The organism is Pseudomonas sp. KH_027, assembly GCF_057838565.1.
In genome coordinates, this window is record NZ_CM174470.1 from 4369379 (window position 1) to 4396202 (window position 26824).

The window sequence follows — 26824 nt, forward strand, 5'->3', positions numbered from 1 at the left end:
AGGAGAGTCTGGCGGGCGGCGGTGGGGGCTTTATGCAGCGGGCATGGAGACAGTGTGGAGATTGTGTGGGCGACGGGCTCCCCTCTCCCGCTTGCGGGAAAGGGGTCGGGGAGAGGGCACAAAGCCGGCAGCGGGCTATTCCCCGCGGATGTACTGTTCCAGGTGCTGAATCAGGCTTTCCTGCTCGGAGATGATGTCCTTGACCAGGTCGCCGATGGACAACAGGCCGATCAGCTTGCCGTCGGCCATCACCGGCAGGTGGCGCAAGCGCCCTTCGGTCATCAACTGCATGCAATGCCGGTTACCCTGTTTGGGGTCTACCGTAATGACCTTCGCTGTCATGATTTCACTGACCCGCGCAGTAAACGACGAGCGCTCCAGCAGAGCGATCTTACGGGCGTAGTCACGCTCGCTGACGATCCCCACCAGTTGCTCGCCCTCCATCACCACCAGTGCGCCGATGCCCTTTTCGGCCATCAGGGTCACGGCTTCCAGGACCGAGGTCGTGGGGCTGACGCTGTAGATCGTTGAATGCGCTTTGGACTTGAGGATTTCGGCAACCGTTTTCATACCGTTACTCCTGAGGCTTTTGTTTTTATAGCAGAGCGGTGTGCGTAACACGATTTATGCCAACGCCCGGCCCCACTCGCGTCGAGCGCTGCGCGGCTGAGCATGCGGAGCGACCTGCGAGGTAGCTTGACAGCCTTGCAGAGCGGTTACGGCACTGGATGCGGCCCACACTATTCAACCTGCGGCAGGGTCAACCGCACATCGACCCCGCCCGACACGTTGCCCACTGTTATAGCACCGCCATGCAGGCTGGCCACCTCCTGCACGAAATTCAGCCCCAGACCGGTGCTCTTACGCCCAGTGAGCGGGCGCGGCAGGGAATAGAAACGCTCGGTCAAACGCGGCAAGGCGTAAGCGGGAATCGGCTCGCCCTGGTTGAACAGGCTGAGTTCAACGTCCCCGGCACGCGTCTCGGCAGTCAAGCGCAGCAGCCCGCCGGGCGGAGTGAAGTCCAGCGCGTTGTCGAGCAGATTGGTCAGCGCCTGCTGCAGTAGAAAGCGCTCGCCCAGCAGTTGCACGCCCTCGCCCACCAGGTTTTCGACCCGCAGCTGGGCGCTCTGGATACGCGCGGCCTGGGCCTGCAGCAGCTCGTCCAGCAGCGCCCGCAGCGGCACGGCGATGCACGCCTCCAAGCCCTGGCGCTGTTCCACCAGGGCCAGGTTCAGCAGCCGCTCGATCAGTTGCTGCAGGCGCGCGCTCTCGCTCTGGATATTGCCGATGAAACGTTGGCGCTGCGCAGCCGGCATCTCGCCTTCGAGCAATTCGGCGGCACCGCGAATGGCCGCCAGCGGACTCTTCAGCTCGTGGGTCAGGGTATGCACGTAGCGTTCGACATAGGCCTTGCCCTCCAGCTCGCTGCGCATGTGTTCCAGCGCCTCGGCCAGTTGCGCCAGCTCGCCGCCATGCAGCCTGGGCAGCTCGCCGCGCTCACCGGCCGACACAGCCCGGGCATAGTGGGTCAGGCGCCGCAGCGAGCCGCTCAGCCACCAGGAGAGCAAGCCGCCAACCAACAGACCGAGGCCGATCAGCCCGGCGCCGAACCAGGCCAGGCGCCGCTGCGAGCGCTCGATGTAGGGTTGCAGGGTGCGGCTCGGTTTGCTCACCGAAACCACGCCGACAATCTGCCCCTGGTCCTTGATCGGCGCCGCCACGTACATCACCGAAGAGTCGGGGTCGTCCGCCTCTTCGCGGGTCGAGCGGGCGCCGTACTGGCCACGCAGAGTCAGGTAGACATCGTTCCAGCGCGAGTAATCCTGGCCGACGGCCTCGCCACTGGAGTCCACCAGCACGATGCCATGCGCATCGGTCACATAAATGCGATGGCTCACGGCGGTCTTGGTCACACCCCAGATCTGCGCCTGCGGCTGACGCTGGCCATAGGCCTGGAACAGCTCCTGCCAGCGATTCTGGTTGAGATTGCCGCTACGCAGGTCCTCGCGCAGCAACTCGGCCAGCAGGTTAGCGGTGTCCACCAGGGTTTCCTCGGTGGTCTGCCGTACGCCGGGGCGGATTTCATCCATCACCGTGCTCAGCACGAACCAGCCGGCCAGGCCGACGAACAGGAAGTAAACCAGGAAGATGCGAATGCCGAGCGGCATCAGATCAGCCTCAGGCTATAACCCAGCCCGCGATGGGTCTGGATCGGCTCGGCATCCGCCGCCACCTGGCGCAGCTTGGCGCGCAGGCTTTTGATATGGCTGTCGACGTTGCGCTCGTAACCATCCTGCGCCGCGACGCCGACGGCATCCAGCAACTGCTCGCGGCTGAACACCCGCTCGGGCTGGGCCAGCAGAGTGTGCAGCAGACGGAACTCATGGCGGGTGAGGCTGAGCAACTGCTCACGGTAGTGGATCTGGAAGCGCTCGGCGTCGACCCGGAACGGGCCGTGCGCCTGCGCGGCTGCACTCGTCGGCTCGAGCGCACGCGGCAGCATGCGCTTGAGGATGGCCTTGACCCGGGCCGCCACCTCGCGCGGGCTGAAGGGTTTGGTCACGTAATCGTCGGCACCGATCTCCAGGCCCACCACCCGGTCGATTTCGGCATTGCGGGCGGTGAGGAACAGCACCGGCACCTCGGAGAAACGCCGCAGTTGCTTGCACGCCTCGAAGCCACTCATGTCCGGCAGGCCGACATCGAAAATCAGCAGATCGGCTGGAGTCGCGCGCTGATACTCCAGCGCTGCGCCGGCCAATGTCAGCCAGAGGGTCGTGAAGCCCTCGCTTTGCAGGGCGTAGATCAGGGTATCGGCGATTGCGGCTTCGTCTTCGACAATCAGAATCTGCGGCATGGGCGTCCTGCGGCTGAACAGACTGGGCGAGGAGCCTGCGACAGGCTGGCCGCAGCGTCAAGGCCGGCGGCGCCGGCACCAATAGGCCAGGCGCTCAGTAACCCGCAGCGAGCCGGTTGCTCTCAGCAGAGCGGCGACCCTTTCAGCACTTGGGTTTGCCGGCGGTGAAGCGCCGCGCCGGGTTGATCGCCGCGTCGAACTCGCGCAGCGCCTTGGCGCCGATCAACAGCGGATAGTTGAAGCTGCTGCGATCGGTCAGGTTGACCTCGATGGTGCGCGTGACGCCGTCCAGGCACATTTTCATATCGACCACCGGGCGTTTGACCGCCTCCGGCTCTTCCTCGCCATCTTCCTCATCGGCGCGGCTCTTGATCTTGCTGATGCGCGCCACGGGATGCTCGTAGACGGTGTCGTCCGCGTCCTTGGTCGCCAGGCGGAAGCGCACCCAGTCCTCGCCATCGCGCTTGAAGCGCTCGATGTCCTTGGCCGACAGGGACGCGGTCAGCGCGCCGGTGTCCATCTTGGCTTTGAAGGTCTGATCGATTTCCGGCAGTTTGATGTATTCGTAGCGACCATAAATGGTCGGGTCGGCGGCCAGAACAGGCAACGCCACGAGGGTCAGCAGGGCAAGAATACGTTTCACGCGCAGAGTTACTCCGGGCTAAGTGTGTAGGGATGGGACTGGATTCGCCGCCGTTGGTTCTTTTTACTCGACGGGCTGTGAAAATCCTGTGCCGGGGTTGTCAGGTGTTCGGCGCCCGCTGCACCCGCCCACGTACGCCAGTGTAGCGACGCCAGAAACCCGCCTGCCCTGCCCCTGTGATGCGGATCGACCGCTACGCGCCGCCGACACCCCAGAGGCTGCCCAGGTTGCCCAGCAGCGAACCGGCAACACCCTGCTGGCCGAGGTACTGCAGCAGCAACGGCGCGAACTGGCCGATCATGCCGCTGTCCATGCCCAGGGCGCTGAAGGCGTTATTCAGGTCTTGCGCGCTGTTCACATTGGCTACCGCGGCATTCGCCTCGGCACTGACCGGCGTGCCGGCCGATTTGCCCAACAGAGCGCTGATAGCCCCCAACTGGCTCAGGCCGTTGCTGCCCTCGAGCTTCTCCAGGCCCGGCACGCTTTGCGTCAGCTGGCTGTATTCGTTGTTCGGCAATTGATTCTTCGCCAGGCCCAGCAACGCGCCGGTGCCGCCTACGGCTTGTTCCGGGGTGACTTTCAGGTCCTTGAGCGCCTGCAACAGTTCCAGGTTCTGCGGGTTGCTCAGCAGGCTGGCCGCATCAGCGCCTTTGCCGCCCTGGGCAGCCGAGTACACATTGGCGGCATCGCTGAGGCTGAAAGCAAAGGCCGGGCAAGCGGCCAGGGAAAGGACAGCGACCAGAGCAAGGCGACGTGGAGCATTCATCGGTAAAACCTCTTCGGAGAAAATCCTGCCTAGGCAATCCCGCCGGCAGGTCAATGAGCCACAGGTTTGACTGGGGCGATGCGGACGATGTTCCCGCCCGCCGCAAGATTATCTGCTGCCCGGCCCGGTAAGGCGACGCCAAACAACCCGCGCCGCGCACGCAAGTGCCCGACGCGTCGCCGTCAGACGCTTGCCGCGCCCATAAAAAAGGGCAGCTCCAGGCTGCCCTTTCTCCACTCTTCGCGGTTTACGCCGCGCTGAACAGCTTGTGCGGGTCCATGACGAATTTCTTCGGTACCCCGGCATCGAACTCATGGTAGCCCTTGGGCGCATCATCCAGGCTGATCACCTGCACGCCGACAACCTCGGCAATGTTGATCCGGTCCCACATGATCGCCTGCATCAGTTGGCGGTTGTACTTCATCGTCGGGGTCTGGCCAGTGTGGAAGCTGTGCGACTTGGCCCAGCCGAGGCCGAAGCGGATATTCAGGCTGCCATGCTTGGCGGCGTTATTGACCGCACCCGGATCTTCGGTGACATACAGACCGGGGATGCCAATGTTGCCAGCCACCCGCACCACGCCCATCAACGAGTTGAGCACGGTCGCCGGCGCTTCATGCTGCGCCCCTTCGTGACCATGGCCGCGCGCTTCGAAGCCCACCGCATCGACTGCGCAATCGACTTCCGGCTCACCGAGCAGGTTGGCGATCTGCTCGTGCAGCGGCGTGTCCTGAGACAAGTCGACAATCTCGAAGCCTTGCGCCTTGGCATGCACCAGACGCACCGGATTGACGTCACCGACGATCACCACCGCCGCGCCAAGCAGGCGGGCGGAAGCGGCAGCGGCCAGACCAACCGGGCCCGCACCGGCGATATACACCGTGCTGCCGGGGCCGACGCCGGCGGTTACCGCGCCGTGGTAGCCGGTCGGCAGGATGTCGGAGAGGCAGGTCAGGTCGCGGATTTTCTCCATCGCCTTGTCGCGGTCCGGCAGCTTCAGCAGGTTGAAGTCGGCATAGGGCACCAGCACGTATTCGGCCTGGCCGCCGACCCAGTCGCCCATGTCGACGTAGCCATAGGCGCCGCCGGGACGCGCCGGGTTGACCGTCAGGCAGACGCCGGTGTTCTGCTCCTTGCAGCTGCGGCAACGGCCACAGGCGACGTTGAACGGCACCGAGACCAAGTCGCCGACTTTCAGATGCTCGACGTCACGGCCCTTCTCGATCACCTCACCGGTGATTTCATGCCCCAGCACCAGCCCGACCTGCGCCGTGGTGCGGCCGCGCACCATGTGCTGATCGGAACCGCAGATGTTGGTCGAGACCACGCGCAGGATGACGCCGTGCTCGATGCGCTTGCCGCGCGGATCTTCCATTTTCGGGAAAGGGATTTTCTGTACTTCGACCTTGCCAGCGCCGAGGTACACGACACCACGATTACCAGACATATGTTGTTCTCCTTTGTTTTTGTGAATACAAAGGCGCAGCCACCGGCCACGCGGCCCTGTACTGGAGCTTGTGTCTGTTGCGGGAGAGACCGCGCAGGCAGCACGGTAAAACCTCTCCCTCATCCTGTAGGAGCGGCCCATGGCCGCGAACGATTCAAGAGCAATCGCGGCCATGGGTCGCGCCTACAAAAACCGTTGCCTTACAGCACCACCGTGCGATTGGCGTTGAGGAACACCCGCCGCTCGATATGGAAACCGATGGCCTTGGCCAGGGTCAGGCACTCGATGTCGCGGCCCTTGGCGATCAGGTCTTCGGGGTAGTCGGTGTGGTCCACCGGCTCGACGCCCTGGGCGATGATCGGGCCTTCGTCCAGGTCGTTATTGATGTAGTGCGCCGTCGCGCCGACCAGCTTGACGCCCTTCTGATAGGCCTGGTGATAGGGCTTGGCGCCCTTGAAACCGGGCAGCAGCGAGTGATGGATATTGATCGCCCAGCCATCCAGCTTGCGGCACAGCTCCGGCGACAACACCTGCATGTAGCGGGCGAGAATCACCAGTTCGGCGCCGGACTCCTCGATCACCTGCCAGACCTTGCGCTCCTGCCCGGCCTTGTCGTTGGGGTCGAGGGCGAAGTGGTGGTAGGGAATGCCGTGCCAGCGCGCCAGCGGCTCGAGGTCCGGGTGGTTGGACACCACCGCCACCACGTCCATCGGCAGTTGGCCGATGCGCTGGCGATAGAGCAGGTCGTTCAGGCAGTGGTCGGCCTTGGAGACCATGATCACCACCTTGCTGCGGTAGTTCGGCGGGGTCAGCTCGAAGCGCATGTCGAACGCCGCGACGCGCTCGCCCAGGCCCTCGCGAAACGCCTGCTCGGCAAAGATATCCGGCTGGCGGAACTCGATGCGGATGAAGAAGCGCCCCGACAGCCGGTCATCGAAGCTGTGGTGTTCGGTGACATAGCAGCCCTGTTCGAACAGGTAGCGCGTCACCGCATCCACCGTGCCCAGCAGGCTCGGGCAATCGGCGGTGAGAATCCAGGTATCGGGTGTGCGGCTCATGTGCGTACTCCGATGGGGGTATTTAATCGTTCCCACGCTCCAGCGTGGGAACGATCGGATGCGACCCTTACGCCTTGATCGCCAGCCCATACTCCTGGCTGGCATCCTGCAGCCACAACCAGATGTAGTCGGAGAAGCTGCGGCGGACCAACAGCTCCCAGGTTTCTTCGCCGGTACGGCGAATCACCAGTTGCGACTTGGCGAACACGGTGCCGACCGCTTTGCCGACCGGGAAGTTTTTCGGGTGTACGTCATAGCTGGTGGACTTCATCAGCAGCTCGCGGACCTTCGGCCCGGAGAGCTCCAGAATCGTCTGCCCGCCACTGACGTTGACCACCTGATGGTGCTGCCCGGCCAGGGCTTCACGCAGGCGTTGCTCGGCGGCCAGTTCCTGGCCGCTCGGGACGATCAGCAGCCACTCATCCGGGCCCATCCATTGCAGCGAGCTTTCGCCCTGGCTGACCAGCATCAATGCGCCGGGCAGCTCCAGCCCGGTGGCCTTGTGCACGCCGCCGGCAAATGCCGGGTCATGGCCATCGCCACGCAGGGTCAGGTGGCCGAGCAGTTTCTTCTCGCGCAGCTGGATACCGGCGTTGGCTTTACCCTTGCCCGCCAGCTCATTGAGGCCGGCGTGGAACAGCGGCGACTCGGCGTGGGCCGCATCCGGGCGCTGTTTGTAGACGTTTACGGAAGTCATAGAGGCCTCGCTTGCTGGCACATCGAGCGATGGAAAGGAACCGTCATCCCCGCGCAGGCGGGAGCCCGATACAGGCTGGTTTCTGGGTTCCCGCCTGCGCGGGAACGACGGATAGCGGCGTCAGACATTCTGCTGCTCCCCTTTCGGGTCGAAGAACACCGCGCTGACGATTTCCGCCTCGACCATGCGGCCATCCACCAGCGGCGCGTAGACCTTCTCGCCCATGCGTTTCAAGCCGCCTTTGACCAGCGCCAGGGCGAAGCTGTAACCCAGGCTCGCGCTGTAGTAGCTGGACGTGACGTGACCGACCATCGCCATCGGGATCTGCTGCTGGGTGTCGAACACCAGCTGCGCGCCTTCGGGTAGCACCAGCTGCGGGTCGAGCGGCTTGAGGCCGACCAGCTGCTTGCGGTTTTCCTTCACGCAGTCTTCGCGGTTCATCCCACGCCAGCCGATCCAGGAGAACGGTTTGGTGCGGCCGACGCACCAGCCCATGTTCAGGTCGTCCGGGGTCACCGAGCCGTCGGTGTCCTGGCCGACGATGATGAAGCCCTTCTCGGCCCGCAGCACGTGCATGGTTTCGGTGCCGTACGGGGTCAGGTTGTACGGCTTGCCAGCCTCGACGATCTTTTCCAGCACACCCATGGCGTAGTCGGCCTGCACGTTGACTTCGTACGACAGCTCACCGGTGAAGGAGATGCGGAACACCCGCGCCGGTACGCCGCCGACCAGACCTTCTTTCCAGGTCATGAACGGGAAGCCGTCCTTGTCCAGGTCGATGTCGGTGACTTCGGCCAGCAGCTTGCGGCTGTTCGGCCCGGACAGGGTCATGGTCGCCCAGTGGTCGGTGACCGAGGTGAAGTACACCTTGAGCTCCGGCCATTCGGTCTGGTGGTAGATTTCCAGCCACTGCATGACTCGCGCGGCACCGCCGGTGGTGGTGGTCATCAGGAAGTGGTTGTCGGCCAGACAGGCGGTCACGCCGTCGTCGAAGACCATGCCGTCTTCCTTGCACATCAAGCCGTAGCGGGCCTTGCCCACATCCAGCTTGGTCCAGGCGTTGGTGTACACGCGGTTGAGGAACTCGCGGGCATCCGGGCCCTGGATATCGATCTTGCCGAGGGTCGAGGCATCGAGAATGCCGACGCTGTCGCGCACCGCCTTGCACTCGCGGCCGACCGCGGCGTGCAGGTCTTCACCGTTTTTCGGGAAGTACCACGGACGCTTCCACTGGCCGACATCCTCGAACTCGGCGCCATTTTTCAGGTGCCAGTTATGCAGCGCGGTGTAACGCACCGGGTCGAACAATGCCCCGCAGTTACGTCCGGCCACGGCACCGAAGGTCACCGGCGTGTAGTTCGGGCGGAACATGGTGGTGCCCATCTGCGGGATGCTGATACCCAGCGAACGGGCGGCGATGGCCAAGCCGTTGATGTTGCCCAGCTTGCCCTGATCGGTACCGAAACCCAGCGCGGTGTAGCGTTTGACGTGTTCGACCGACTCGAAGCCCTCGCGGGTCGCCAGCTCGATGCCGGCAGAGGTGACATCGTTCTGCAGGTCGACGAATTGCTTCGGCCCACGTGCCGTCGGCTTTTCATGTGGCACCTGGAACAGCGCCACGCTGGCTTCTTCATGCCGACCGAAGACTTTCGGCAGTTCGCCGCTGACCGGAGCGAACCCGGCATCACCGGCGGCTTTGACGCCGGCTTCGAAACCATCGGCGAGCACGTCGCCGAGGGCGAACACACCGTTCACCGCACCGGCGCAGATGCGCTGCTGAAAGCCTTCACCCGGCACAAACGCGAGGATGTCTTCGCGCCAGGTCGGCTTGCCGCCCAAATGCGAAGCCAGGTGCACCACCGGGCTGTAGCCGCCGGACGTCGCGACCAGATCGCACTCCAGCCACTCGCCGGGACTGGTGACCTTGTGCGCGAGCGGATCGATGGCCGCCACGCGCGCCGCGCTGACGCGCTTGCTGCCACGGGTTTCGATCACGGCACTGCCCGTCAGTACCCGCAGGCCTTTCGCCCGCGCTTCCTCGACCCAGGCACCACGCGGGTTGGGCCGGGCATCGGCGATGGCGACCACTTTCAGGCCGGCTTCCAGCCAGTCCAGCGCCACGCGGTAGGCGTAGTCGTTGGTAGTGCTGAGCACCAGCTGCTTGCCCGGCGCCACGCCATAACGGCGCACATAGGTGGAGACCGCGCCGGCCAGCATGTTGCCCGGTACATCGTTGTTGCCGTAGACCAACGGCCGCTCGTGGGCGCCGCTGGCCAACACCACGCGCTTGGCCCGCACGCGGTGCATGCGTTGGCGCACCTCTTGGAAACTGAAAGCGCCCATGGGCGCGGTTTCACCGAGGTGATCGCAGCGCCGCTCGTGAATGGTCAGGAAGTTGTGGTCGTGGTAGCCGGTTACCGTGGCGCGCGGCAACAGCAGCACGTCGGGCATGGCCTTGAGTTCGGCGATGGCTTTGGCCACCCAGTCGGCGGCCGGTTTGCCGTCGAGGCTCTCGCGGCTGTCCAGCAGGTGACCGCCGAACTCTTCCTGCTCGTCCGCCAGGATCACCCGCGCACCGGCGCGCCCTGCGGCCAATGCCGCGGCCAGGCCGGCTGCACCGCCGCCGACCACCAGCACGTCGCAGTGCTGGTTCATGTAGTCGTAGCGGTCCGGGTCGTTTTCTTTCGGCGCGCGACCGAGGCCCGCGGCCTTGCGGATGTACTTCTCGTAGGTCATCCACATCGACTGCGGATACATGAAGGTCTTGTAGTAGAAACCCGGCGCCATCATGTCGCCGCCAACCTTGCCGAGAATGCCCATCAGGTCGTTGTTGACGCTCGGCCAGCCGTTGGTGCTGTTGGCGACCAGGCCGCTGTACAGCGCCTGCTGCGTGGCACGCACGTTGGGGATCTGGGTCTCTTCGCGCGAGCCGATCTGCAGCACGGCGTTCGGTTCTTCGGCGCCGGCGGCGACGATGCCGCGCGGCCGCGAGTATTTGAAGCTGCGACCGATGATGTCGACGCCATTGGCCAGCAGCGCGGCGGCCAGGGTGTCACCGGCATAACCCTGATAGGTCTCGCCATTGAATTTGAAGGTCAACGGCTGGTTGCGGTTGATCCGGCCACCGTTGTTCAGGCGATTGATCTGGCTCATGCCTGTTCTCCTGCCGCACGGCCGACGAGCGGAGCGCTCTTGGGCTTGGCGGTTACGCTCGGCTTTTCGCCAATCTTGTAGGTTTCGAAAATTTCGTAGCTCACCGTGTCACGGGTGGCGTTGAAGTACTGCCGGCAGCCCGCCGCATGGATCCACAGTTCGTGGTGCAGGCCGCGCGGGTTGTCGCGGAAGAACAGGTAGTCGCCCCACTCTTCATCGGTGCAGGCGTTCGGGTCGAGCGGGCGCGGAATGTGCGCCTGGCCGGCCGAGTGGAATTCCTCTTCGGAGCGCAGTTCGCCACAGTGAGGGCAGAATATTTGCAGCATGTGCCGTACCTCCAGAATTCTTTACTCCCCCCGCCTTCGTATGAGGCAAGGGGCAACGATCATTCTCGGTCTACCCCCTCTCCCTTCAGGGAGAGGGCTGGGGAGAGGGATTCTCGTGCAGGCCGACCCCACCCTCTCCCGCCCTTCGCGCACCCTCGTCCATAAATGGGCGAGGGTCATCGGCCGTCGCCTTTCAGGCGACCTTTTTAGTGCGCGACGCCGGCGGCGCCGTGTTCGTCGATCAAAGCGCCGTTATGGAAACGGTCCATGGCGAAGGGTTTTGCCAGCGCGTGCATTTCGCCGGTGGCGAGGCTCGCGGCAAACACATGGCCGGAACCCGGGGTAGCCTTGAAGCCACCGGTACCCCAACCGCAGTTGAAGAACAGGTTCGGCACCGGGGTCTTGCTGATGATCGGGCAGGCATCCGGCGAGGTGTCGACGATGCCGCCCCACTGGCGGTTCATCCGCACGCGGCTGAGCACCGGGAACATCTCGACGATGGCTTGCAGGGTGTGTTCAATGGTCGGGTAGGAGCCGCGCTGGCCGTAACCGACATAACCGTCGATACCGGCGCCGATCACCAGGTCGCCCTTGTCCGACTGGCTGATGTAGCCGTGCACGGCGTTGGACATGATCACGCTGTCGATGATCGGCTTGATCGGCTCCGACACCAGCGCCTGCAGCGGGTGCGATTCCAGCGGCAGGCGGAAACCGGCGAGTTTGGCCATGTGCCCGGAGTTACCGGCCGTGACCACGCCGACACGCTTGCCGCCGATAAAGCCGCGATTGGTTTCGACGCCGATCACCACGCCGTTCTCCTTGCGGAAACCGGTTACTTCGGTCTGCTGGATCAGGTCGACGCCCAGGGCATCGGCGGCGCGGGCATAGCCCCAGGCCACGGCATCGTGACGGGCCACGCCGCCGCGACGTTGCAGGGAAGCGCCCAGCACCGGGTAGCGGGTGTTCTTCGAGCAGTCGAGGTAGGGGATCATCTCCTCCACCTGCTTGGCATTCAGCACTTCGCCATCCACGCCATTGAGGCGGTTGGCGCTGACGCGGCGCTCGATGTCACGCATGTCCTGCAGCGTGTGACCGAGGTTGAAGACCCCGCGCGGCGAGTACATGACGTTGTAGTTGATATCTTGCGACAGCCCTTCCCAGAGCTTCATGGCGTGCTCGTAGATCGCCGCCGACTCGTCCCACAGGTAGTTGGAGCGGACGATGGTGGTGTTGCGCGCGGTGTTGCCGCCACCCAGCCAGCCCTTCTCGACCACCGCGACATTCTTGATGCCGTGGACCTTGGCCAGGTAGTAAGCGGTAGCCAGGCCGTGACCGCCACCGCCGACGATGACCACGTCATACACCGGTTTCGGCGTTGGGTTACGCCACATGCGCTGCCAGTTTTCGTTATGGCTGAGCGAGTGTTTGAGCAGGCCGAAGCCGGAATAGCGTTGCATCAGTGGTACTCCTGATACGTGAAAACTGTCTTTGCGCAGAACGTAGGGTGGGTTAGCCGCGAAGCGGCGTAACCCACCGCAGCGGCGGATGACACCCTGCGCCTGGACTCTGGTGGGTTACGCCTTCGGCTAACCCACCCTACAGGCGCCGCGAAACTCAGCGGTAAACCGGGAAATCGGCGCACATCGCCGCCGCCTGCTTGGCCACCTGTGCCTCGACATCGGCATCGCCGAGGTGATCGAGGATGTCGCAGATCCAGCCCGCCAACTCGACGCTCTGCGCCACCTTGAAACCACGACTGGTGATCGCCGGGGTGCCGATACGCAGACCGGAGGTCACGAACGGCGATTGCGGGTCGTTCGGTACGGCGTTCTTGTTCACGGTGATACCGGCACGACCCAGCGCCGCATCGGCGTCTTTGCCGGTCAGGCCCTGACGGATCAGGCTGACCAGGAACAGGTGGTTGTCGGTACCACCGGAAACCACATCGTAACCACGGTCGATAAAGACCCTGGCCATGGCCTGGGCGTTGTCGATCACCTGCTGTTGGTAGGCTTTGAAACCTGGCTCCAGCGCTTCCTTGAAGCACACGGCCTTGGCCGCGATCACGTGCATCAGCGGGCCGCCCTGGCCACCCGGGAACACCGCGGCCTGGAGTTTTTTCTCCAGGTCGGGGTTGGCCTTGGCCAGGATCAGGCCGCCACGCGGGCCGCGCAGGGTCTTGTGAGTGGTGGTGGTGACCACGTCGGCGAAGGGAATCGGGTTCGGGTACAGACCGGCAGCGACCAGGCCGGCGACGTGGGCCATGTCGACGAACAGATAGGCGCCAACCTTGTCGGCGATGGCGCGAAAGCGCGGGAAATCCAGGGTCTTGGAGTAGGCGGAGAAGCCAGCGATGATCATCTTCGGCTTGTGCTCGACGGCCAGGCGCTCGACTTCGTCGTAGTCGATCAAGCCGGTGGCGGTGTCGATGCCGTACTGCACGGCGTTGTACAGCTTGCCGGAGAAGCTGACCTTGGCGCCGTGGGTCAGGTGGCCGCCGTGGGCCAGGCTCATGCCCAGCACGGTGTCGCCGGCTTGCAGCAGGGCCAGATAGACTGCGGCGTTGGCCTGGCTGCCGGAGTGCGGCTGGACGTTGGCGTAGTCGGCGCCGAACAGTTGCTTGGCGCGATCGATGGCCAGTTGCTCGACCACATCGACGTGCTCGCAGCCACCGTAGTAACGCTTGCCCGGATAGCCTTCGGCGTACTTGTTGGTCAGGCCGCTGCCTTGCGCTTCCATCACGCGCTGGCTGGTGTAGTTTTCCGAGGCGATCAGCTCGATGTGGTGCTCTTGCCGCGCTTCCTCGGCGTTCATCGCTGCCAGCAGTTCGTCGTCATAGCCTTTGATCTGGTCGTGCTTGCTGAACATCTCGGATCTCCTGCGACAATTGTCTGTCACGTTTATTGTGAGGGCCGCCCTGCCCGGGTCGATGCGCCACCCGCTGGGCCAGATGCAGCCCGGCGGCGGTGACGCGGCCAGCGGCGGTCGGCCTGGGTTCTGCGTTGCTACCGATTCTGCGAAATACCCGGGCACTGCATTTGCCTGTTTACGACGTCAAAATGCTCAAACTGACCAAGCGCGACCACCGCCGGGCGAATTTACCGTCCCAAAGGCCAGCCATTCGCGACCAGCGGCCAAGGCGCCGCTGAGCGACGTTGCCGCAAGCGCCAAAGCCCGCGCCTGACGCTGCCCGACCCGGGGTTGATCGGCTCGGCGTGCGGCCTTGCCATAACCGCCCTGCATGCCCTGAAATAATAAAATTGGCGCCAAGGTTCGAGCGCATTAGTAGAGGCGCTATATCCCAATTGCGACAGCTTTCAATCCCGTGTGGCACCTACCGTTCGGCGGCCGATGCGCAACCTCGGTTGCGCCTGACGGGATGAAAGACTGAGCCTGGCCACCCCGGCGCGAAACAATCCCGCTAAAGTGGCCACATAGCCGCAAACAGGAACGCGCCCCATGACCGACAACACACAGCAATTCGCCAGCGACAACTACTCCGGCATCTGCCCGGAAGCCTGGGCCGCCATGGCACACGCCAACCAGGGCCATCAGCAGGCCTACGGCGAGGACCAGTGGACCGCCCGTGCCGCCGATCACTTCCGCCGCCTGTTCGAAACCGACTGCGAAGTGTTCTTCGCCTTCAACGGCACCGCCGCCAACTCGCTGGCGCTGTCGGCGTTGTGCCAGAGCTACCACAGCGTCATCTGCTCCGAGACCGCCCACGTCGAAACCGACGAATGCGGTGCGCCGGAGTTCTTCTCCAATGGTTCCAAACTGCTTATCGCGCCGACCGAAAATGGCAAGCTGACGCCGGCGGCAATCCGCGAAATCGCGCTCAAGCGTCAGGATATCCACTACCCGAAACCACGGGTGGTGACCCTCACCCAGGCCACCGAGATCGGCACCGTTTACCGCCCGGACGAACTGCGCGCCCTCAGCGCCACCTGCCATGAACTGGGCCTCAACCTGCACATGGACGGCGCGCGTTTTTCCAACGCCTGCGCCTTTCTCGGTTGCTCGCCGGCGGAGTTGACCTGGAAAGCCGGTGTCGATGTGCTCTGCTTTGGCGGCACCAAGAACGGCATGGCTGTCGGCGAGGCCATCCTGTTCTTCAACAAGGCCTTGGCCGAAGACTTCGGTTACCGCTGCAAGCAGGCCGGACAACTGGCGTCAAAAATGCGCTTCCTTTCCGCGCCCTGGATCGGCCTGCTCGAAGGCGACGCCTGGCTCAAGCACGCCCGCCATGCCAACCATTGCGCGCGCCTGCTCGCCGAACTGGTCAGCGACATACCCGGCGTCAGCCTGATGTTCCCGGTCGAAGCCAACGGCGTGTTCCTGCAACTGTCGGAACCGGCGATCGAGGCCTTGCGCGCCCGTGACTGGCGCTTCTACACCTTTATCGGTGCCGGCGGCGCCCGCTTCATGTGTTCGTGGGATACCCAAGAAGCCCGGGTGCGCGAGCTGGCGGCGGACATTCGCCAGGTGATGAGCGCCGGCTGAGGCCCGTTCGATAAGCCGCTCTTCGCCCCACCGCCGCGCCCGGGCCTCGCCGACCTATACTGCATGCTGGCTTCCCGTCTGACGGGCATTCAAGCACCGCGAACCCACCCTCGGCGGTGGTGTTCGCCACCGCTGTAACCGAGCGCTTCGCTCGGCGCGGTGCCACCAGGAGTTCAGCATGTCACACGCGCTCAAACTCTGGCCCCTGCTGACGGGCACCCACCGTTACGAAAAGACCGTGTCGACCCGCGGCCGTGGCCATGGGCAGTTCATTCAGGCCCCCATCCTCGCCTACCTGATCGAGACCCCGAACGGTCGCATCCTCTACGACGTCGGCTGCGACTACCGCAAGGTCGCCGACCCGATGTTGAACAAGCAGTACTTCGAGCCAATGCGTCCCCAGTTCGATGCCCCCTCCATGCTTGAAGAGCAACGCATCCCCCGCTACCTGGGGCAACTGGGGCTGACGGCCGCGGATATCGATGTGGTGTTCATCGGCCACCTGCACTTCGACCATGCCGGCGGCCTCTGCGACCTGCCGGGCTGCGAGGTGCACCTGCACGCCGACGAACTGGCAGCCGCGCGTACCGGGCTGGATGAAGGCGTGTTCGCCGACGAACTGAGCAATGCCGAGCAATGGCGCCTGCAGACCGGCGAGTATGCGGTCGCCCCGGGCGTGCATGCCATCGCCAGCCCCGGGCACACGGCCGGGCACATGTCGCTGTTCATCGAACTGCCCAAGGGCCGACCGGTGATCCTCTGCGGCGATGCCGCCGATCTCACTGAGAACCTGACGGAGGAAATCGCCCCCGGTTACTGCTGGCAGGACAACGAAGCGCTGGCCCTCGCCAGCATCCACAAACTCAATACCCTGGCCCGCGATGAAGACGCACAGCTCTGGCCCAATCACGACATGGCCTTCTACCAGAGCTTGCCGAGGTTCCCGCTGTGGCGCGATTGAAGCCTCGGATCGGTGCCGCACTTGGTCGGGCCATGGGCAGCGGCCGAACCATCCGCCTGAACTGCCGGCCGGCGCCGTGGTCTGCATGCGGTCGGCCACCCCGCGCCCACTGAACGGCGCCACGACGACAGCGCGTGCGCGGCGACTGCGGACCGGGGCCGATAGCTGAACATTCCGATCATCGAAGGCCTGAATCAGGCTATGGAGCAACCATGCAAAAAATCACCCAGTACCTGTTGATCGGCGCCAGCGCCCTGGCCATGTCGGGCTGCTTCGGGCAAAAAAACCAAGTCGACCAGGCGCAGCTTTGCACCTACAGCACCGACGCCCAAGCCGAGCGCTGCAAGGACGGCCAACTGGCCTGGTTCAAGCCCGACCAGTGGAGCAACGAGCAACTGCCGCTGAGCGTGGCGGCCGCCTACTGCGACTTCAACCACCAGGTCATGTACAACAAGGCCGGGGTGATCTGCGTGTTCACCAACAAGCGCATGAACCTCGTCAAGTAAGCTCCGGCCCACGCGGCGCCAGCCCTGCAGCAGCGCACTCAGCGCCGGCGGATGCGTTCGACAAGCACACTGCCATCGGCCCCCAGGCGACCTCGCACTTCCACGTAATCCCCGACCTCCGGGGACTTGTCGATCCGGGTCTCGGCGTTGATGCCGAGACTCAGCGAATCCAGCTTCCAGCCTTCGCGCAGGATGCCGTGCAGACGCACGCGCCCACCACTGGGCACAGGCGCCGCCAGGCCATTGGCATCCAGCGCGCCCTGGTTGATCCACTCGACGATCAAAGCGATGTCCGCGTCGTCCAGGTACGGCGGCCCATCGTAAGGCATGCGCGGCTCGGCATCGCCACGAATGCGCCGTACCAGCTCGCTGGCCTGCGCGGAGCCCGGCACCACCTCCACCCGCTCGGCAGCGGAGAGCGTCGCCCGGTAGGACGTCAGCTCATAACCTTCGGGCGCCGCATCCAGCACCCCATTGGCCGAATGGCACTTGCTGCAGTGCCGCGCGAAGATCGGCGCGACATGGGCATAGGTCACCCGCTCGCCCGGTTGCGGCGCCGCTGGCGCGGCGACAACCGCCACGCCGGCGCTGGAACCGGGCGGCAACCCCGCGGCGACCCAACGCTCGAACAGCTCGATCTGCTGATCGGCCAGGAACGGCGGCCCGCTCATCGGCATGCGCGGCAGGCTCTGGCCCTTGAGCCGCCTGATCAGCTCGCTGCCTGGCGGATTGCCGGCCTGCACCACGGGACCATTGCGGCTGCCCTTGAGCAGGCTTTCGAGGCTGACCAGCTCCAGCTGCATGGGCGCGGCCGGCCCGCTATGGCAGATCGCGCAACGGGCCTGCAGGATCGGTGCGAGGTCCGCGTAGGTCACTTCCGTCGCCCGGGCGCTGGCGGCAGCGGCGAGCAGCAGGAGCACGCGAATGACCGTCACCCGGCAAAGGAGCTTGTGCATAACGACATGGCCTCTGGCGATCAGGGCGGGGCCGCGTTGCCTCTGAATGGTCAACACGCCTGTTTGATTAAAGACCAAGCGCACGCCCCTGAACGCCCCGGCGCAGCCTGCCTATACTGCAAACACTTAGCGTTTGGAGCCCGTCATGGCGAACTATTCGGTCGAGAACATTCGTGCGGTTGCCCTGCTCGGCCATGGCGACAGCGGCAAGACCACCCTGGTCGAGGCGCTGCTCCAGCGCAGCGGCGCCATCCCGGTGATTGGAACGCTGGAGCGTGGCGACACGGTCTGCGACTTCGACCCGATGGAGCGCGAATACCGTCATTCACTGGCGGCGGCGCTGGTGCACTTCAGCCACGCCGGCGCCGAGATCAACCTGATCGACACCCCTGGGTTTCCCGACTTCATCGGCCATGCGATTCCCGCGCTGGCGGCGGTGGAAACCGCGCTGGTCATGGTAAATGCACAAACCGGTATCGAACTGACCACCCAGCGGATGATGCACGCGGCAGGCGAGCGCGGGCTATGCCGGATGCTGGTGGTCAGCAAGATCGATGCCGAGCGGATCGACCTGCCGACGCTGGTCGCCGACCTGCGCACGACGTTCGGCAAGGAGGTGCTGCCGATCAACCTGCCCAGCGCGTGCGGCAGCCGGGTGGTGGACTGCTTCTTCAATCCGGCTGGCGAGGCGGACTTCTCGTCGGTGGCCGAGGCGCACCAGGCGCTGGTGGATCAGGTGGTCGAAGTCGACGAAGAACTGATGGCGCGTTACCTGGAACAAGGCGAAATCACCCCGGAGGAGCTGCATGCGCCCTTCGAGCGGGCGCTGCGCGAAGGCCATCTGATCCCGCTGTGCTTCGTCTCGGGCCGCAGCGGCGCCGGCATCGGCGAGCTGCTCGAGATCCTCGCGCGGCTCGCGCCCAACCCGCTCGAAGGCAACCCACCGCTGTTCTTCAAGGGCGAAGGCGCGGCGGCGAAACCCTTTCGTTCAGTACCCGACCCGGACCGCCATGTGCTGGCCCATGTATTCAAAGTGGTGATGGACCCCTTCGTCGGCAAGCTCGGCGTGTTTCGCGTGCACCAAGGCACGCTGCAGCGCGACATGCAGCTGTTCATCGGCGATGGCAAAAAGCCGTTCAAGGTCGGCCACCTGCTGCGCATGCAGGGCAAGCGCCATGACGAAGTGACGCGGCTGATACCCGGCGACTTCGGCGCAATCAGCAAGGTCGACGAGATCGAGTTCGACGCTGTCCTGCATGATTCCCACGACGAGGATGCCATCCACCTCAAGCCGCTGGCTTTCCCCGCCCCGATGCAGGGGCTGGCCATCGAGGCCAAGCGGCGCGGCGACGAACAGCGGATATCCGAAGTGCTGCACCGGTTGCTGATCGAAGACCCCTGCGTGAAGCTCGATTACCACCCGAGCACCCAAGAGACCGTGCTGCGCGGTATGGGTGAACTGCACCTGCGTTACCTGCTCGACCGCCTGGCCGGCACCTACAAGCTCGAGGTTCAAACCCAGCCGCCCCGCGTGCCCTACCGGGAAACCATCACCCGCAAGGCCGAGGGCCATAGCCGGCACAAGAAGCAGAGCGGCGGCGCCGGCCAGTTCGGTGAAGTGTTCCTGCGCGTGGAGCCGCTGCCGCGCGGCAGTGGCTTCGAGTTCGTCGACGAAGTGAAGGGCGGCGTGATCCCGGGGCCGTTCATCCTCTCGGTGGAGAAAGGCGTGCGCTCGATGCTGATGGCCGGGCCGCTGGCCGGTTACCCGGTCGAGGATGTGAAAGTCACGGTCTACGACGGCAAGAGCCACTCGGTCGACTCCAAGGACATCGCCTTCCAGGCGGCCGGGCGCAAGGCCATGCTCGACGGTCTGCGGGCGGCGGGCAGTATCCTGCTGGAGCCGATCGTCGCCATCGAGATCACCACGCCCGAAGCCAGGCTCGGTGACATCACCACCGACCTGATCGGCCGCCGTGGTCAGGTGGCCGGCACCGAGACGCTGTCGCAGAACATGGTGCTGATCCGCGGCCAGGTGCCATTGGCCGAATTGGACGACTATGGCGGCCGGCTCAAATCCATCACCGCCGGGCAGGGCGCCTACACCTTGGTGCTGAGCCACTACAACAACGTGCCGCAGGAGGTGCAGCAGCGCCTGGCCGCCGGTTACAGGGCCGAGCGCGAGGATGACTGAGCGGCCAGCCAAGCCGAGCGCTTGCCGTCACGGCTTAATCGGAAGCTTATGCACTCCATACCCGGCCGCACACGCGCACGACCGGCCAAAACCCTCCCTTTCCAGCGCCCACCCCAGACCGTTAGCGGGACAGCGCTCCGGCTCGAAGCCGCCGGCCGTAAACAACCGCGCGCTCCGAACGCGACCACGGCGCTGCTGCGCTGCCATACACCGGTCGTCGCCCGTCCTGTAAGCTCCCTGGCATGGCCCGAGGACAGCGCGCAATGTGTCGAGTTTGTGACGGAGTTCCAGGCGACTGGCGCAGGCTTTACCGCGATAATTCGCCACTGACACAAAACCGACTGCGATGGCTAAAGACCGGCGCCCACCGCCTTGCGGGCGCCGCTCGTTGATTTCGATAAGGATCTCTATTGCAACGTTTGGCATTCCTTCTGGCACTCCTGGCGAGTGCGCCAGCCGCGCACGCGGTCGAAGTCAGCATGGCCTTTGGCGAGAAGATTCCACCCTACTGCTTTCCCGAAACCAATACCGGCATCGAGCTGGAGGTGATCGGCGAGGCACTGGCCTACCGTGGCCACGTGCTCAAGCCACGCTACGTCCCCTTCGCCCGGGTACCGTTTTCCTTCCGGATCGGCGAAGTGGATGCGGCCATGACCGACCTGGGCCAGGACCTGACGCTGCATGGCGGCCATTACGGCGACCCGGCGGTGTTCTATGACAACGTGTTCATCACGCTCAAGGCCAGACAGCTGAAGATCCGCCAGCCGGCTGACCTCGACGGCCTCAGCGTGATCGCCTTCCAGGGCGCGCTGAACCGTTACCCGCAATGGCTGGACCCGGTGAATGCGGCCGGCAACTACCACGAACAACCCGACCAGGAAACCCAGGTGCTGAGCCTGGAGAAAGGCCGACAGGACGTGGTGCTGAGCGACCGCAACATCTTCAAGTACTTCTCGTTGAAGCTGAAGAAAGAGCGAGGCCTCCAGCCCCAGCCGATCGAAGAGCAGCACTTCGAGGAGCTGAACCCGAACGACTACCGGCCGATCTTCCGCGACATCAAGGTGCGCGACGACTTCAATGCCGGCCTGCAACATTTGAAACAGAGCGGTCGCTACCAGGCAATCTACGACAAGTACCTGAAGGACTAGGCGGCCGGGCTAAGTCCGCGCCGCCCTTCTCCTGCCTGCTGAGGCATTTTTCGTACAGAACCTGGCACTGGCTCTCAGAGCAGGCCTTCTGTCTTCAAGGCTTTTTGCACCGTCGGCCTGGCGACTACCCGTTGCAGATAGCCTTGCAGTTCTTCGCTGTTCGGCAGTTCGAGCTTGATATACGGCGCCCATCCCGCAAGCGTGAACAGGTAAGCGTCCGCGGCGGTGAAGCTGTCGCCGGTCAGATACTGCTTGCCGCGCAATTGCTCGGAGAGCCAGCTGAATTTCTTTTGCAGGCGACCGGCGAAGATCGCCTTGCTCGCCGCGTCGAAAGCCGGGTTGAACAGCGGCGAAAAGGATTGGTGCACCTCAGAATTGAGGTAACTCTGCCACTCCATCACGCGATAGCGCGCCAGGCTTCCGGCGGTGGGCATCAGATCGGTATTGCCGGCTTTGTCGCTGATGTACTGGGCGATGACCGGCCCCTCGCTCAGCCGCTCACCATTGTCCAGCTCCAGCAGCGGTACATAGCCCTTGGGGTTGAGGCTGTAAAAGTCGGCACCGGTTTCGGTCTTGTGAGTTGAGGTATCGACCCGCTCAAGGGCAAAGGGCAAGCCGGACTCAAGCAGGACGATGTGGATGGCCAGCGAGCAGGCACCGGGTGAGTAGTAAAGCTTCATGGCTATGACTCCGCAGGGGTGAGTGACAGCCCGCAGACCGGGCTGAGCGCGAGTGCTGCCAGAACCTTCGCAGCAACGCCCGCGCGTGACTCATTCAGCGTAGATCAGCCCTGCGTAAGGCTCTGCGCCCCTCGTTGCCCTGCCTGGCCGCGCCTCAGTACTCGATGCTCACATCGCCCTTCGGCACGCTACAGCAGGAGAGGATGTAACCCTCGGCGACGTCTTCATCGGTGATCCCGCCGTTGTGCTCCATCGCCACCTCGCCGGCGGTTTTCATCACCTTGCAGGTGCCACAGATACCCATGCCGCAGGCTTTGGGAATATGCAGGCCGAGCTTGGCGGCAGCGGCATGCACCGTCTCACCCGGCGCCACGCGGATGCTTTTGCCGGTATTGGTGAATTCCACCTGATGCAGGTCGGCGGCATCCACCTCCGGCGCCTCGGCGGCCTGCTCGGCGTGCTCGATGGCATCGGCACGGGCTTCCGGCGGCGTCGCGCCGAAAGACTCTTCGTGGTAGCGCTTCATGTCGAAGCCGTTGGCTTCGAGCAGGCGCCTGATCGCGTTCATGTAGGGTGTCGGCCCGCAGCAGAAGACTTCCCGCTCCATAAAGTCCGGAGCGATCAGTTCGAGCATCTTCTGGTTGAGGTAGCCGCGATATCCCGACCAGGTTTCGCCGATGTCGTAGCGCTCGCAGATCAGGTGCAACCTGAAGTTGTTGATCCGCGAAGCCATGTGGCGCAGCTCGCGGTGGTAGATGATGTCGCGCGGCGCCCGGGCGCTGTGCACGAAGACCATGTCGACATTGCCGTTGGTGTCGAAGAACCAGCGCGCCATCGACATCACCGGCGTGATTCCCACCCCTCCGCTGAGGTAGAGCACTTTGTCGCTCGGGAAATCCATGGCGTTGAACAGCCCGACCGGGCCGTGAACGGGCAACTCGTCGCCCTCTTTCATGTTGTCGTGCAGCCAGTTGGACACCTTGCCGCCCGGCACGCGCTTGATGGTCAGCGAGAAGCTGTAGGGCACCGACGGCGAACTGGAGATGGTGTAGGAGCGCATGATCGGCTGGCCGTCGATCTCCAGCTCCAGGGTGACGAACTGCCCCGGCTTGAAGAAGAACATGATCGGCTGATCGGCCATGAAGCAGAAGGTGCGCACATCCCAGGTTTCCTGGATCACCTTGACGCAACGCACCAGATGGCGGCCGTTGGCCCAGGTCTGGGTGTTGACCGGATTAAGGAAGGTGTTGGACATGCTTCGCTCCCGCGCCATATTAGAGTGCCCCTGCGCCAACGATAGCTCAGGGCGCAGCTGGGCAAGCGCCCGCCAGCAGAAACGCTGATTCAGGCTGATGGAAGCGATTGTGGGCAAGGCAATAAGTGCCCACTTACCTATCTGCGACATCCACATGCTTATCGCGACCAGCCCCTAACCACCGGGCTTGGCGCGTCGGAAACGGATGCGAGCATGTCGCCCATGGATAAGGCCCCGAACCCGCCCGACGCCACACTCCAATCCAGTCGAGCCCTAGCCCGGAGTATCTGCCAGCGGCCGAATCAGAGCGCGACCACAGCGCCTTGCGTGCACACCGTAACCGCCACTTTTTCGCTGGCCGCCTGCCGCGACCAGCCATGAGGACTTACCGATGGATGTCACCACTACCCTGAGTTTGGGCGATCCGCTGGAACCAGCACGCAAGGCCACCGCCGAAATGCTGCAGAACCGCGAACGCACCTATTCGCTGCCGCAACCTTTCTACAGTGACGAGCGGCTGTTCGATATCGATATGCAGGAGATCTTCCACAAGGAATGGCTGATCGCCGGCATGACGTGCGAGATCCCGACCAAGGGTAACTACCTGACCCTGCAGATCGGCAAGAACCCGATCATCGTCATCCGCGGCGCCGAAGGCGTGGTGCATGCCTTCCATAACGTCTGCCGCCATCGCGGTTCACGCCTGTGCACCAGCGAGAAGGGCAAGGTCGCCAAACTGGTGTGCAACTACCACCAGTGGACCTATGAGCTGGACGGCCGCCTGCTGTTCGCCGGCACCGAAATGGGCGCCGACTTCGACATGAAGCAGTACGGCCTCAAGCCGGTGAACGTAAAGACCGCCGGCGGCTATATCTTCATCTCCCTGGCCGAGAACCCGCCGGCCATCGACGAATTCCTCTCCACCCTGGCCCATTACATGGAGCCCTACGACATGGAGAACACCAAGGTGGCGGTGCAAACCACCTTGATGGAAAAGGCCAACTGGAAACTGGTGCTGGAAAACAACCGCGAGTGCTACCACTGCAGCGGCTCGCACCCGGAATTGCTGAAAACCCTGCTGGAGTGGGACGACGTCACCGACCCCCGCGCCGACCAGGCCTTCAAGGATCACGTGGCCGCCTGCGCCACTGCCTGGGACGCTGAAAAAATTCCGTATGCCCACGCCAGCTTCGGCCTGCGTAACCGCATCGTGCGCATGCCGCTGCTCAAGGGCACCGTGTCGATGACCATGGACGGCAAGCAAGGCTGCAAAAAGCTCATGGGCCGGATCAAGAACCCCGACCTCGGTTCGATGCGCATCCTGCACCTGCCGCACTCGTGGAACCACTGCATGGGCGACCACATCATCGTCTTCACCGTGTGGCCGATCAGCGCCCAGGAAACCATGGTCACCACCAAATGGCTGGTGCACAAGGACGCGGTTGAAGGCGTGGATTACGACGTGGCGCGCATGCGTGAGGTCTGGGATGCGACCAACGACCAGGATCGCCGTCTGGCCGAAGAGAACCAGCGCGGCATCAACTCCACCGCCTACCAGCCGGGCCCGTACTCGAAGACCTACGAGTTCGGCGTGGTCAACTTCGTCGACTGGTACAGCGAGCGCCTGCTGAACAACCTCGGCGCAGCACCAGCCGCCTACCTGCGCGGGATCAAGAGCCAGTAACACCCGCCGCAAACGCAAAGCCCCCGCAGCCGATGGTTGCGGGGGCTTTTTTGTACATCCGGACGCACTGTCCGGGCCTAGGCGCCGTCATCCTCGCGAAAGCGAGGACCCAGTAAACCGCCTCACACCTTGAAACGCGCCACCATGCTGTTCAGGCCCACCGCCAGGCGCGACAGCTCCTGGCTGGCGGCGCTGGTCTGGTTGGCGCCGGCTGAGCTCTGCAGCGACAGGTCGCGGATATTCATCAGGTTGCGGTCCACCTCGCGGGCGACTTGCGCCTGTTCTTCCGAAGCGCTGGCAATCACCAGATTGCGCTCATTGATCGCCGCGATGGCCGTCGAAATCTCCTCCAGCGCCAGGCCCGCGGCCTTGGCCACATCCAGGGTCGAACGGGCGCGCTGATTACTATTCTGCATGGCGCTGACCGCCTGATCGGTGCCCTGCTGGATGCCACCGATCATCTGCTCGATTTCCCGGGTCGACTGCTGGGTGCGATGGGCCAGGGCCCGCACTTCATCGGCGACCACCGCGAAACCGCGCCCGGCATCGCCCGCACGGGCGGCTTCGATGGCGGCGTTGAGGGCCAGCAGGTTGGTCTGTTCGGCAATCGAGCGAATCACATCGAGCACCTTGCTGATATCGCGCACCTTGTCGGCCAGCTGCTCGACCTGATCCGCCGTCGCCGTCACGTCTTCAGACAGGTTGGAGATCGAGTCAACGGTCTGCCGTACCTGTTCGCGGCCACGCTGGGTGGTGCGGTCCGACTCGCGCGAGGCTTCGGAGGTGATCACCGCATTGCGCGCCACCTCTTCCACGGCGGTGGTCATTTGGTTTACCGCGGTCGCCGCCTGCTCGATTTCGCCGTTCTGCTGATGCAGGCCACGAGTCGAGTCTTCGGTTACGGCGCTGAGCTCTTCCGAGGCGGACGCCAACTGGTTGGAGGAGTCGGCAATGCCCTGGATGGTGTTGCGCAAGCTCTGCTGCATGGTTTTCAGCGCACCGAGCAAACGCGCCGGCTCATCCGTGCCATCCACCACGATTTCGTCGGTCAGGTTGCCCGAGGCCACCATTTGCGCAGCGGCCACCGCCCGCGCCAGCGGGGTGACGATGCTGCGCGTCAGCAGCATGGCCAGCACTATCGTGAGCAGGCCCGCCAGCAGCATGGCCACGATGACCCCGATGCGCGCGCTGTGGAATACCTCCGAGGCCTGGGTCGCCGCCTGGGTCGCCCCCTGCTCATTGAGCTCACTCAACTCGACGAGCGCGCGAGCCATATTGTCGGCGTGCGTATTCATCTCACCGCTGGCAATGGCGAGCGCCTTGTCGAGCAGGTTTTGGCGCGAGAACGCCATGATCTTACCCTGCTCCTGGAGGTAGAGCGTTTCTGCAGCCTCGAAGCGCTGGTACAGCGCGCGCTCTTCAAGGCTGGATATCAGTGTTTCATAGTGGTCTCGGGCCTTGCTCAGCTCGGCTTTCAATTGCTCGGCACGGGCGCTGTTATCTCGCAGGGCCGCTTCGTCACGGTTGAGCAACAAGCGCAAGGTGATCGTCCGCAGGCGCAGTGCATTCTGAGCGACATGGTCGAGCGCCAATAGGCCGGGCAACCAGTTTTCGTCCACCTCGACCGTACTCTTGCGCATGCTGGCCATTTGCAACAAGGCAAAACCGCCGAGGACAAACACCAACAAGGCCACTAGGCCAAAACCCAAGGCAGCCCTGGGGGCAATATTGAGATTACGCAGCGTCATATCACGGTTCCTTCCGGTGCTGACCCGTATTCAAGGTCCATTTGGCGAGAGAGGGGCTGCTACGAATGGAATGAGCGCATCGCTGGCAACCTGATAGGGGTATCGACATAGAACGGTCGTACTTGAACGGCTCTGCCAGAAGAACCGTTGCCATGCTCGCGGGGCTGCTGGTGCCGGTCGCAAACCCAGCACCCGCGGCGATTGCGTCGGCCACGCACGGGCACGCGCGCCCTGTTATCGGGAGC

General features: G+C 64.0%; 22 protein-coding genes. 6 read left to right on the forward strand and 16 right to left on the reverse strand.

Features of this window, described 5'->3' with window-relative positions:
• Positions 1-135: 135 nt before the first annotated feature.
• From AC3IYG_RS20505 to glyA, 12 genes are all read right to left on the reverse strand, one after another.
• Positions 136-570 carry a CBS domain-containing protein gene (locus tag AC3IYG_RS20505; protein WP_489311316.1) on the reverse strand — a complete coding sequence of 145 codons (435 nt, stop codon included), beginning with the start codon at positions 568-570 and terminating at the stop codon, positions 136-138.
• 170 nt (positions 571-740) lie between these two features.
• The gene (creC, locus tag AC3IYG_RS20510) at positions 741-2168 is read right to left on the reverse strand and encodes a two-component system sensor histidine kinase CreC (RefSeq protein ID WP_489311317.1); all 1428 of its coding nucleotides are present in this window, start codon (positions 2166-2168) and stop codon (positions 741-743) included.
• Entirely contained in the window at positions 2168-2857 is a 690-nt protein-coding gene (creB, locus tag AC3IYG_RS20515; protein WP_489311318.1) for a two-component system response regulator CreB, read from the reverse strand. Before creB ends, creC begins: the two co-directional genes overlap by 1 nt.
• A 142-nt stretch (positions 2858-2999) precedes the next feature.
• Positions 3000-3500: a retropepsin-like aspartic peptidase RloA2 gene (gene rloA2, locus AC3IYG_RS20520; RefSeq protein WP_489311319.1), complete on the reverse strand. Its 501-nt coding sequence runs from the start codon at positions 3498-3500 to the stop codon at positions 3000-3002.
• Positions 3501-3693: 193 nt separating this feature from the next.
• Positions 3694-4266, reverse strand: coding sequence for a DUF2780 domain-containing protein (locus tag AC3IYG_RS20525; RefSeq protein ID WP_489311320.1), 573 nt, complete (start codon positions 4264-4266; stop codon positions 3694-3696).
• A gap of 247 nt (positions 4267-4513) precedes the next feature.
• Positions 4514-5713, reverse strand: a complete 1200-nt coding sequence (gene fdhA, locus AC3IYG_RS20530) for a formaldehyde dehydrogenase, glutathione-independent (protein WP_489311321.1) — start codon at positions 5711-5713, stop codon at positions 4514-4516.
• Between the two features lie 200 nt (positions 5714-5913).
• A complete protein-coding gene (purU, locus tag AC3IYG_RS20535; RefSeq protein ID WP_489311322.1) occupies positions 5914-6771 on the reverse strand; it encodes a formyltetrahydrofolate deformylase in 858 nt (285 codons plus the stop codon).
• A 67-nt stretch (positions 6772-6838) separates the two neighbouring features.
• Positions 6839-7468, reverse strand: coding sequence for a sarcosine oxidase subunit gamma (locus tag AC3IYG_RS20540; RefSeq protein WP_489311323.1), 630 nt, complete (start codon positions 7466-7468; stop codon positions 6839-6841).
• Positions 7469-7588: 120 nt separating this feature from the next.
• On the reverse strand, positions 7589-10621 hold the full coding sequence (locus AC3IYG_RS20545; protein WP_489311324.1) for a sarcosine oxidase subunit alpha: 3033 nt from the start codon (positions 10619-10621) through the stop codon (positions 7589-7591).
• Positions 10618-10947 carry a sarcosine oxidase subunit delta gene (locus tag AC3IYG_RS20550; RefSeq protein ID WP_489311325.1) on the reverse strand — a complete coding sequence of 110 codons (330 nt, stop codon included), beginning with the start codon at positions 10945-10947 and terminating at the stop codon, positions 10618-10620. Before AC3IYG_RS20550 ends, AC3IYG_RS20545 begins: the two co-directional genes overlap by 4 nt.
• Before the next feature lie 206 nt (positions 10948-11153).
• Positions 11154-12404, reverse strand: a complete 1251-nt coding sequence (locus AC3IYG_RS20555) for a sarcosine oxidase subunit beta family protein (RefSeq protein WP_489311326.1) — start codon at positions 12402-12404, stop codon at positions 11154-11156.
• 157 nt (positions 12405-12561) lie between these two features.
• Positions 12562-13815 (reverse strand): serine hydroxymethyltransferase, encoded by a 1254-nt coding sequence (glyA, locus tag AC3IYG_RS20560; RefSeq protein ID WP_489311327.1) that lies wholly within the window; start codon positions 13813-13815, stop codon positions 12562-12564.
• 591 nt (positions 13816-14406) lie between these two features.
• Here glyA and AC3IYG_RS20565 point away from each other — a divergent pair.
• The 3 genes from AC3IYG_RS20565 (at position 14407) to AC3IYG_RS20575 (ending at position 16917) form a co-directional block, all read left to right on the forward strand.
• Positions 14407-15450, forward strand: a complete 1044-nt coding sequence (locus AC3IYG_RS20565) for a threonine aldolase family protein (RefSeq protein WP_489311328.1) — start codon at positions 14407-14409, stop codon at positions 15448-15450.
• A gap of 178 nt (positions 15451-15628) precedes the next feature.
• A complete protein-coding gene (locus tag AC3IYG_RS20570; protein ID WP_489311329.1) occupies positions 15629-16411 on the forward strand; it encodes an N-acyl homoserine lactonase family protein in 783 nt (260 codons plus the stop codon).
• Positions 16412-16623: 212 nt separating this feature from the next.
• The gene (locus tag AC3IYG_RS20575) at positions 16624-16917 is read left to right on the forward strand and encodes a hypothetical protein (RefSeq protein ID WP_489311330.1); all 294 of its coding nucleotides are present in this window, start codon (positions 16624-16626) and stop codon (positions 16915-16917) included.
• 38 nt (positions 16918-16955) lie between these two features.
• On the opposite strand, the gene AC3IYG_RS20580 is transcribed toward AC3IYG_RS20575, so the two are convergent.
• A complete protein-coding gene (locus AC3IYG_RS20580) occupies positions 16956-17873 on the reverse strand; it encodes a c-type cytochrome domain-containing protein (protein WP_489311331.1) in 918 nt (305 codons plus the stop codon).
• A gap of 145 nt (positions 17874-18018) precedes the next feature.
• Here AC3IYG_RS20580 and fusA point away from each other — a divergent pair, with 145 nt between their 5' ends.
• Positions 18019-20064: an elongation factor G gene (gene fusA / locus AC3IYG_RS20585; RefSeq protein WP_489311332.1), complete on the forward strand. Its 2046-nt coding sequence runs from the start codon at positions 18019-18021 to the stop codon at positions 20062-20064.
• A 410-nt stretch (positions 20065-20474) separates the two neighbouring features.
• Positions 20475-21212, forward strand: a complete 738-nt coding sequence (locus tag AC3IYG_RS20590) for a substrate-binding periplasmic protein (protein WP_489311333.1) — start codon at positions 20475-20477, stop codon at positions 21210-21212.
• A gap of 74 nt (positions 21213-21286) precedes the next feature.
• Here the strand turns inward: AC3IYG_RS20590 and gstA are convergent, their stop codons facing one another.
• Entirely contained in the window at positions 21287-21892 is a 606-nt protein-coding gene (gstA, locus tag AC3IYG_RS20595) for a glutathione transferase GstA (RefSeq protein WP_489311334.1), read from the reverse strand.
• A gap of 154 nt (positions 21893-22046) precedes the next feature.
• Complete coding sequence (gbcB, locus tag AC3IYG_RS20600; RefSeq protein WP_489311335.1) at positions 22047-23147, reverse strand: glycine-betaine demethylase subunit GbcB; 1101 nt, start codon at positions 23145-23147, stop codon at positions 22047-22049.
• Between the two features lie 391 nt (positions 23148-23538).
• Here gbcB and gbcA point away from each other — a divergent pair, with 391 nt between their 5' ends.
• Positions 23539-24831, forward strand: a complete 1293-nt coding sequence (gbcA, locus tag AC3IYG_RS20605; protein WP_489311336.1) for a glycine-betaine demethylase subunit GbcA — start codon at positions 23539-23541, stop codon at positions 24829-24831.
• Positions 24832-24953: 122 nt separating this feature from the next.
• Here gbcA and AC3IYG_RS20610 read toward each other — a convergent pair whose 3' ends face one another.
• Positions 24954-26579: a methyl-accepting chemotaxis protein gene (locus tag AC3IYG_RS20610; protein ID WP_489311337.1), complete on the reverse strand. Its 1626-nt coding sequence runs from the start codon at positions 26577-26579 to the stop codon at positions 24954-24956.
• Positions 26580-26824 lie beyond the last annotated feature (245 nt).

Excerpts from the sequence above, each read along its gene's own strand:
- AC3IYG_RS20505 (WP_489311316.1), bottom strand. The coding sequence starts at position 570 with ATGAAAACGGTTGCCGAAATCCTCAAGTCCAAAGCGCATTCAACGATC.
- creC (WP_489311317.1), bottom strand. The coding sequence starts at position 2,168 with ATGCCGCTCGGCATTCGCATCTTCCTGGTTTACTTCCTGTTCGTCGGC.
- creB (WP_489311318.1), bottom strand. The coding sequence starts at position 2,857 with ATGCCGCAGATTCTGATTGTCGAAGACGAAGCCGCAATCGCCGATACC.
- AC3IYG_RS20525 (WP_489311320.1), bottom strand. The coding sequence starts at position 4,266 with ATGAATGCTCCACGTCGCCTTGCTCTGGTCGCTGTCCTTTCCCTGGCC.
- fdhA (WP_489311321.1), bottom strand. The coding sequence starts at position 5,713 with ATGTCTGGTAATCGTGGTGTCGTGTACCTCGGCGCTGGCAAGGTCGAA.
- purU (WP_489311322.1), bottom strand. The coding sequence starts at position 6,771 with ATGAGCCGCACACCCGATACCTGGATTCTCACCGCCGATTGCCCGAGC.
- AC3IYG_RS20540 (WP_489311323.1), bottom strand. The coding sequence starts at position 7,468 with ATGACTTCCGTAAACGTCTACAAACAGCGCCCGGATGCGGCCCACGCC.
- AC3IYG_RS20545 (WP_489311324.1), bottom strand. The coding sequence starts at position 10,621 with ATGAGCCAGATCAATCGCCTGAACAACGGTGGCCGGATCAACCGCAAC.
- AC3IYG_RS20550 (WP_489311325.1), bottom strand. The coding sequence starts at position 10,947 with ATGCTGCAAATATTCTGCCCTCACTGTGGCGAACTGCGCTCCGAAGAG.
- AC3IYG_RS20555 (WP_489311326.1), bottom strand. The coding sequence starts at position 12,404 with ATGCAACGCTATTCCGGCTTCGGCCTGCTCAAACACTCGCTCAGCCAT.
- glyA (WP_489311327.1), bottom strand. The coding sequence starts at position 13,815 with ATGTTCAGCAAGCACGACCAGATCAAAGGCTATGACGACGAACTGCTG.
- AC3IYG_RS20565 (WP_489311328.1), top strand. The coding sequence starts at position 14,407 with ATGACCGACAACACACAGCAATTCGCCAGCGACAACTACTCCGGCATC.
- AC3IYG_RS20570 (WP_489311329.1), top strand. The coding sequence starts at position 15,629 with ATGTCACACGCGCTCAAACTCTGGCCCCTGCTGACGGGCACCCACCGT.
- AC3IYG_RS20575 (WP_489311330.1), top strand. The coding sequence starts at position 16,624 with ATGCAAAAAATCACCCAGTACCTGTTGATCGGCGCCAGCGCCCTGGCC.
- AC3IYG_RS20580 (WP_489311331.1), bottom strand. The coding sequence starts at position 17,873 with ATGCACAAGCTCCTTTGCCGGGTGACGGTCATTCGCGTGCTCCTGCTG.
- fusA (WP_489311332.1), top strand. The coding sequence starts at position 18,019 with ATGGCGAACTATTCGGTCGAGAACATTCGTGCGGTTGCCCTGCTCGGC.
- gstA (WP_489311334.1), bottom strand. The coding sequence starts at position 21,892 with ATGAAGCTTTACTACTCACCCGGTGCCTGCTCGCTGGCCATCCACATC.
- gbcB (WP_489311335.1), bottom strand. The coding sequence starts at position 23,147 with ATGTCCAACACCTTCCTTAATCCGGTCAACACCCAGACCTGGGCCAAC.
- gbcA (WP_489311336.1), top strand. The coding sequence starts at position 23,539 with ATGGATGTCACCACTACCCTGAGTTTGGGCGATCCGCTGGAACCAGCA.
- AC3IYG_RS20610 (WP_489311337.1), bottom strand. The coding sequence starts at position 26,579 with ATGACGCTGCGTAATCTCAATATTGCCCCCAGGGCTGCCTTGGGTTTT.